The organism is Nonomuraea sp. NPDC050691 (genome assembly GCF_040654455.1).
Classification (GTDB): Bacteria; Actinomycetota; Actinomycetes; order Streptosporangiales; family Streptosporangiaceae; genus Nonomuraea.
Map to the genome: position 1 here is coordinate 1 of NZ_JBFAIA010000280.1, position 6758 is coordinate 6758.

At 69.6% G+C, this 6758-nt stretch carries 6 protein-coding genes; 3 read left to right on the top strand and 3 right to left on the bottom strand.

Translation table 11 applies throughout. From position 1 onward, the window contains the following. Nucleotides 1-325: 325 nt before the first annotated feature. Nucleotides 326-1792 carry a thiamine biosynthesis protein ThiF gene (locus AB0H81_RS43055; protein ID WP_358387758.1) on the top strand — a complete coding sequence of 489 codons (1467 nt, stop codon included), beginning with the start codon at nucleotides 326-328 and terminating at the stop codon, nucleotides 1790-1792. A gap of 64 nt (nucleotides 1793-1856) precedes the next feature. Beyond that, on the top strand, nucleotides 1857-3191 hold the full coding sequence (locus tag AB0H81_RS43060) for an AarF/UbiB family protein (RefSeq protein WP_358387761.1): 1335 nt from the start codon (nucleotides 1857-1859) through the stop codon (nucleotides 3189-3191). A gap of 176 nt (nucleotides 3192-3367) precedes the next feature. Here the strand turns inward: AB0H81_RS43060 and AB0H81_RS43065 are convergent, their stop codons facing one another. Continuing rightward, nucleotides 3368-3943 (bottom strand): class I SAM-dependent methyltransferase, encoded by a 576-nt coding sequence (locus tag AB0H81_RS43065; RefSeq protein ID WP_358387764.1) that lies wholly within the window; start codon nucleotides 3941-3943, stop codon nucleotides 3368-3370. 306 nt (nucleotides 3944-4249) lie between these two features. Here AB0H81_RS43065 and AB0H81_RS43070 point away from each other — a divergent pair, with 306 nt between their 5' ends. Then, nucleotides 4250-4717: a group II truncated hemoglobin gene (locus AB0H81_RS43070; protein WP_358387766.1), complete on the top strand. Its 468-nt coding sequence runs from the start codon at nucleotides 4250-4252 to the stop codon at nucleotides 4715-4717. A gap of 19 nt (nucleotides 4718-4736) precedes the next feature. Here the strand turns inward: AB0H81_RS43070 and AB0H81_RS43075 are convergent, their stop codons facing one another. Continuing rightward, nucleotides 4737-4970 carry a hypothetical protein gene (locus tag AB0H81_RS43075; RefSeq protein WP_358387769.1) on the bottom strand — a complete coding sequence of 78 codons (234 nt, stop codon included), beginning with the start codon at nucleotides 4968-4970 and terminating at the stop codon, nucleotides 4737-4739. 988 nt (nucleotides 4971-5958) lie between these two features. Next, a complete protein-coding gene (locus AB0H81_RS43080) occupies nucleotides 5959-6357 on the bottom strand; it encodes a hypothetical protein (protein WP_358387772.1) in 399 nt (132 codons plus the stop codon). Between the last annotated feature and the right edge of the window lie 401 nt (nucleotides 6358-6758).

The following is a 6758-nucleotide window of genomic DNA, read 5'->3' on the forward strand; positions in this document are numbered from 1 at the left end:
CGGCCGCCCGGGCGTACGGCCGCCCGGCCGCCCGGGCGTACGGCCGCCCGGGCGCACGGTCGGACAGTCGCGTCCGTGTATCGGGCGAGCGGCGCGACCCCGCTCTGACGGGCGCCATCCGTCCGAGCCGGCTCTGACGGGCGCCATCCGTCCGACTACGCTCTGACGGCCGCCATCCGTCCGAGCCGGATCCCTCCAAACCTTCGCCGCGAGCCCGCGACGTTTCCACAGCCCATCCCTGCCCCGCCGACTTATCCACAGCCCGCGAAAACCCGCCACGCGGAGCCGCCGCGACGTGGAAACCTTCCGCCCCATGAGGCCACGTGTGAAGCCCGCCCTCCGCCGCATCCTCCGCGACGAGCACACCCTGCAGATCGGTGTCCACCCCGCCAAAGCCGTCGTCCTGACCGGTCTCACCGGCCCGGTCCGGCGATGGATCGCCCTGCTCGACGGCACCCGCGACCTGAGGCAGGTGTTGCGTGCCGCCTCCGCCGCCGGCCTGGACGAGCCGATGGCCCGCGCCCTGCTCGACCAACTCACCGCCCGCAGGGTCCTCCACGACGCCTCAGCCGGTCACGTGTCGCTGCGCGGTCTGTCCCTGGCCGAGCGCGACCGGCTGGAGCCGGACGTGGACGCCCTCGACCTGGCTTCCCCGGGCTCCGACGGCGGCTCAGCGGTGTTCCGGGCGAGAAGACGAGCACGGGTGCGCGTCTACGGAGCGGGCCGGGTCGGGGCGCAGATCGTCGCCCTGCTGGCCTCATGCGGAGTGGGCGACATCCGGGTGTTCGACCCGGGCCCGGTCCGGCCCCGCGACCTGACGCCCGGCGGCCTGACCTGGAGCGAGCTCGGCCTCAGCCGCCAGGACGGCGCCGTGGCCGTCGCACGCCGCCTCACCTCCGGCGGCGTCCCTCCGGGCCCTGCGACGAACGGGGCTCCAGTGGAGCACAACGCTCCGGCGGCAACCGGGGGCAGCACTCCCACCCCGATCCCACGCCGGCGCGCCCCTCGCCCCCGTCCTCACCCGAAGCACTCTCACTCAACCACCGTCAGCCCCCTCGCCCGGCCGGAGGGAACGGCATCCCCTTCCCTCCAGCCCCACGACCACCCGCCATCCGCCTCGGGCGGTGTCCGCCCGCCATCAGCTTCGAGCGACGTCCACGCGCCGTCGGCCCCGAGTGACGTCCACCCGTGCCCCACCCGGGCAGAACGCAACCCCTGGCCAGTAAGAGACCACGTCCGCCCAGCGCCGATCGTCACCCCGCCCGCCCCTCCCGGCACCCCTTCCGCCCTGGTGCAGGCCGGCGGCCCCTACCTCGGCGACGGGACCCACCGCCCCCACCTCGTCATCCTGGCCCCCGTGGAGCCGCTCGACTTCGTCCTGGTCAACGAGCTGGCCGAGCTGGGCATCCCGCACCTGCTCGCCTCCGCGTTCGAGGGGCACGGGTCCGTGGGGCCGCTCGTCCTGCCGGGCCGTACGGTGTGCCTGCACTGCCTCGACCTGACGCGGCGCGACCGCGACCCCGGATGGGCGATGGTGACCGCCCGCCTGGGCGGCTACCCACCCGGCGAGATCGCCTGCGACACCACCCTGGCCACGGTCGTGGCCGCGGCCGCGGCGGGGCACGCGCTGGCCCATCTGGACGGTCGCCCGTCCGCTGTGACGAACTGCACAGTGGACGTCACCCCCGATGGACGCTGGGGGAGCACGTCCTGGACCCGGCATCCTGAATGTCGTTGTATGCGAAACAATCCTCATTCGCTAAGAATGGTCGTGTCGCCCAAGAGCGACTGAGGTGTTCCGGCGACGACCGTCGAAAGGGGGAGCGGTTTCTCGCTGTGAGAGGCCGCGCATCAGTGTGAGCGATCTTCCGCGCCGCGCCGTCACGCGCTCTGCCAAGTTGGCCTCCCTTCCGCTGGGGTTCGCCGGCCGTGCCGCCCTCGGGCTCGGCAAGCGCATCGGAGGCAAGCCGGCCGAGACGGTGGCCCTGGAGATCCAGCAGCGGACGGCCGAGCAGATCTTCAAGGTGCTCGGCGAGCTCAAGGGCGGAGCGATGAAGGTGGGGCAGGCCCTGTCCATCTTCGAGGCCGCCCTGCCACAGGAGATCGCGGGTCCCTACCGCGCCACCCTGACGAGGTTGCAGGAGGCGGCGCCCCCGCTGCCCACGGCGACCGTGCACAAGGTGCTGGCCGAGCAGCTCGGCGACGACTGGCGCGACCACTTCATCTCGTTCGACGACAAGCCCACGGCCGCCGCGTCGATCGGCCAGGTCCACCGGGCCGTGTGGCACGACGGCCGGGAGGCCGCCGTCAAGATCCAGTACCCGGGGGCGGGCAAGGCGCTGCTCGGCGACTTCGCCCAGCTCGCCCGGCTCGGCAAGCTCTTCGGGGTCATCCTGCCGGGGCTCGACATCAAGGCGGTGCTGGCGGAGCTGCGCGAGCGCATCGCCGAGGAGCTCGACTACCTCCGGGAGGCGGAGGCGCAGCACGCCTTCGCCCTCGAGTTCATGGACGACCCTGACTTCCACGTCCCCGACGTGATCGCCGCCAACGAGATGGTCCTCGTCAGCGAGTGGATGGACGGCACGCCGCTGTCCCGGATCATCGCCGAGGGCACCAAGGAACAGCGCGACCGGATGGGGCTCCTGTTCGTCCGCTTTCTCTTCTGCTCGCCGGCACGCGTGGGCATGCTGCACGCCGACCCGCATCCGGGCAACTTCCGCATGCTGCCGAACGGCAAGCTGGGCATCCTCGACTTCGGCGCCGTCAACCGGCTCCCCGAGGGCTACCCGACGGCGTTCGGCCAGCTGACCAGGATCTTCAACCAGGGCGACATGAGGACCGTGGTCGACGGCCTGCGGGAGGAGGGCTTCATCCGCCCGGAAATAGAGGTGGACCCGGACGCGCTGCGCGCGTTCCTCGCTCCGTACGTGGAGCCCACGGCAGTGGAGGAGTTCACGTTCAGCCGGGAATGGCTCCAGGCGCAGGCCGCCAGCGTCACGGATCTGCGCCCGACGAACGTGGTGCGCCAGCTCAACCTTCCCGTGTCGTACGTCCTCATCCACCGCGTCCACGCGGCCGGTATCGGCGTCCTGTGCCAGCTCAACACGACGGCGCGGTTTCGCGACGAGGTCATCCGCTGGGTCCCCGGCTTCGCGGACGACCCGAACGACGAAGCCCTGGCCATCGGCTGACCCGCGCCCGTGGGCAGCGCGACGCGACGGGGCGGACGTCCTTGTGCGGGATCGCCAAGGAGTCTGTCCGGGAATACGCGCTCGCGGCGCCCGGTGGATCACCGCTGCACGTACGGCGTCCGGGCCGCAGAGCTCAAGGGGAGCATCCCCACGAGCGCAACCCCGTTCCGGAGGCGTCACACCGCCTGAAAAGTCAGCAGATAGCGCCAGAACAACAGCCGCCTGATCCGCGCCCCGGGCAGCAGCGTCGCGGCCTCCCTCCTGATCTCCTCCAACGTCATGCTCGCCCCCGTCACCGGCGCGTCGACCTCCGGGGCAGGACGTCCGATCAACGCGAGCCGCATGGCGGCGTTGGCCGGGATGGCCAGCAGGTCGACCAGGTAATCCGAAGGAGCGTTCGCCCGGTAGCACCCCAGTACGGCCAGCACCCCGCCAGGCGCCAGGGCCGTCCTCAACGCCCGTACGGTTTCGAACGGCACATGGTGCAGGCTTGCCAGGCACGAGATGTAGTCGTAGCGGCCGGGTTCCAGCTCCATGGTCGTGATGTCGCCGTGGATGTAGCGGACGCCTGCCCCCGTCGCGGCGTCGATGACGGCCTTGTCGGGGTCGACCGCGTCCACGTCCAGTCCTCGCGCCGCGAGCGTGCGCGCGAACCGTCCCGTTCCGCACCCCACGTCGAGCGCCCGGCGGGCTCCGCCAGGAAGCTGCTTGGTCAGCAAGGCGTGGTAGTGATCGTTGTGGTTGAAGGTCATCCCCAGATTGTCCAGACTTCGCGTAGCACGGCGGCGTTCTGGCGGTGAAGGGATGAGAGCAGGGGAGCGCTCACCGGCGGCCGGTCTGTGGAGAAACCGAAGCCGGTCCGTGGAGCGGACTTGCGGCCAGTCTCTGGAGAGACAAGGATCGGCGGCGGCCTGTGCGCGAGGTCATCATCAGCGGCGGCCACACCGTCCCCGCCGTCCAGCGGGTACCGGTCAGAGTCGGGCCGTCCGATGCGGGACGGCCTCGACGGCTGGCTGAAGGGGTTGAGTCGCCGCACTCCTACCTGATTACATGATTACATGACAAGTGAGACGGTGCCGACCCTTTACGAGTGGGCGGGCGGAGCGGAGGCGCTGGAGCGCCTCACGGAGGCGTTCTACGCGCACGTCCGCAAGGACGATCTGGTCGGGCCGCTGTTCCGGCACATGGATCCCGATCATCCCCGCTATGTCGCCATGTGGCTGGCTGAGGTGTTCGGCGGCCCAGACCGCTATACGAAGGAGCGCGGCGGTTATCCCCACATGCTGTCCATGCACCTGGGCAAGGCGATAACCGAACCGCAGCGGCGCCGCTGGGTGAACCTGCTCATGGACGCCGCCGACGAGGTCGGTTTGCCGGACGATCCTGAGTTCAGGGCGGCGTTCGCCGGCTACATCGAATGGGGAACCAGGTTGGCGCTGCAAAACTCCCAAACCGATGCCAAGCCGGTGACGAGCGCACCCGTGCCGCACTGGGGATGGGGCGTCGCACCGCCGTACCAGCCCTGAGAGGCGAGGTCAGAGGTTCTCAGCCCCGTTCGTCGTCCTCGAAATACGATCGGGGCTCTTCCAGCAGGTCCACATGCGCGTCGGACTCCCGCGGGTCCTCCTCGTGGACCCAACGCGAGATACCGCGCGCCGCCTCATCGTCGATCTCGGCGATGCGATGGCGCTCCGGGAACCTGTCGCGATACATGGCGACCCAAGATTCCTGTACGTCGTCGCCCATGTCATAGCTGATTTCGTAGAGTTGCTCGCTCATGGCACTCACGCTCTGATGATCATTTTGGCGGCCCTTCGGACGGCCCACCCGGTGAGGACGAGGCCGAAGATCGTCTCCCCGGCGCGCATCCAGAGGGCAGAGTCGGCGTCCGCGTAAATCACTACGCCAACCCACATTAGGCCGAATATCCCGACAAAGGCGACTGCCGCCCAATTCAACCCTCGCTGCCACATACGCGCAGTCTGACAGCCATAGCACCAAGGGTGGGTATGTGCGAAGTTGTCATCCAGTCACCCGGCCCGACGGCGCATCACGCGCCTCCCGCCCCTGGTCAAGGGATGGGGAGTGCATCGGACCGCCGCTGACGCCCCGCTCCGGAGCCGCCGACATCCGGTGGAGGGCCTGGCACACGTTGCGCGGTGAGTGACTGTGTGGACAGGCCTGACGCAGGATGCGTTGTGACCGGCTGTGTGAACGGGCTTGACGTAGGACGTCTTGTGCGACTGGAGGGCCTGAGGAAGGACGAGGCGTGGACGCCTCGCGGCGGACGAGTTCACTTGCCCGCCCTGTGTCGCAGCCCGGGACGAGTCGTAGGCCGGAGCAGCCGACGTGCAGCCCGAGAGGGAGCCGACGCCCTAGTTGACTCCCGTCGCCTTGCACGCCCGCCAGGACTGGCCGGAACATACAGGGTCGCCCAGTACGAGCAGTGTCGGCAGGCGCGGTGCCCTGTGCAGCATCGGTCAGTCGGGATCGGTCAGTCGGATGAGAGCCGCTGCCCCACAGAGTGGTCGCCCGCCCCCAGGGGGTGGTCAGTCGGGTGAGAGCTGTCCGCCGCGCTGAGTGGCCGTCCGCCCCACGGAGTGTCGGTCAGGTGGGTGAGAGCCGCCCGCCCCACATGGGCGTTTACCTCCAGACGTAGAACACATCGGCGTCCGTCAGCGGGAGTGGATGATCCACCGGACCTGGAGGCGCCGGCGGCCAGGCGCCGGACGTCGGCGGTGGGCCAGGGCAGCCGGTGACGGACCGGTCAGTGGGAGAGGCGGCGGCCGGTCCCGACGCAGCGGCGCAGACGCATGCCCTGCGGACGCCGCTGGCCGTTCTGCTCCAGGCAGGCGAGCAGCGCTTCGGCCGCCCGCGCGTCGGACAGGATGCGCTGCACGGCCGCGCCCTCCTCGGGGAGCTGGCCGTGCTCGGCGAGCTCGTGCTTGAGGAAGACCAGCGGGTCTGGGGCGCCGACCGTGTCTGCCGCCACGGTGGCGCGGGCGGCAGTAAGGAGACGCAGGTAGTACGTCCGCAGGATGGCCTCACGCATGCGGACGTGCTCCAGGTCGTCGATCAGAGTCCGGGCGACCCGCAACAGGTCGCCGGCGTGTGTCGCCTCGTCGGCGAGGAAGGCGCGGATGTCATCGAACTCCGAGCGGGTCATGGGGACACCTCCGAGGGTGCAGAGTGCTCGTAAGTACTTCGTACCGTCACGCGATTGCGGATGGGTTGACGTCGGCTTGCCGCGCGACCCAGCCGACTCGTCGTACGAACAGCGGTGGGCATGCCGAGGTTTGAGTGACATGAGGGGAGGGAAGGACCATGTGATTACCCGAGTGGCGCGAAGCACGGGCGTAGGGCTGCTAGTGTTGTCTTCGCAGGGCGGCCAGGGGCTCGAGAGAGCCTCGGAGATGCCCCGCGCCTCCCCTCATCTTCTGGCTTCATCCGGACGATTCGCATGTGTCTGGATGGGCTGGTAAGTTAGAGGGGTTGCCCCGGAGACGGGGTGCGGTCGGAATTCCGAAAGCGCCGAATTTGACAGAGAATACGGTCGCTGAAAGAATA